Origin of the sequence: Rugosimonospora africana, from assembly GCF_016862975.1 — a bacterium.
Classification (GTDB): Bacteria; Actinomycetota; Actinomycetes; order Mycobacteriales; family Micromonosporaceae; genus Rugosimonospora; species Rugosimonospora africana.
Genome location: NZ_BONZ01000204.1, coordinates 1 through 649, shown reverse-complemented (window position 1 = coordinate 649; position 649 = coordinate 1). Strand labels below are relative to the sequence as shown.

General features: G+C 67.3%; 1 pseudogene. It reads right to left on the bottom strand.

The window, feature by feature from the left end:
• A pseudogene (locus tag Raf01_RS49235) lies at positions 1–649 on the bottom strand (error-prone DNA polymerase); the annotation flags it as partial.

Here is a 649-nt window from a genome sequence, read left to right as displayed (position 1 = left end):
CGCAGTCGTCCTTGTCCCACTGCAGCACCGAACGGTCGGCCATCCGGGCCCACTCGACCGGGCACACCTCGATGACCGGCCGGTCGCAGATCACCATGCCGCCGGAGTGGATGCCCAGGTGCCGGGGGAACGTCTGCAACTGGTTGGCGTACTCGACGACCTGCTCCGGAATGCCCTCGACCTCGGGTACCGCGACTGCTCCCCAGCGGTCGATCTGCTTGCTCCAGGCGTCCTGCTGGCCGGGGGAGAATCCGAACGCCTTGGCGATGTCGCGCACCGCCGACCGGGGCCGGTACGAGATCACGTTGGCCACCTGGGCGGCGTGGTGCCGGCCGTACTTGTCGTAGACGTGCTGGATGGCCTCTTCCCGCCGGCCGGACTCGATATCCAGGTCGATGTCCGGGTACCCGTCGCGTTCGGGGGCGAGGAACCGCTCGAACAGCAGCTTCCAGCGCACCGCGTCGACGTTGGTGATGCCCAGCGCGTAGCAGACCGCCGAGTTGGCCGCGGAACCCCGACCCTGGCAATAGATGTCGTTGTCCCGGCAGAACGTCACGATGTCGTGGACGATCAGGAAGTACCCGGGGAACCCCAGGGTCTCGATCATGTTGAGCTCGTGGTCGATCTGCCGGTACGCGGCCGGGTTGGC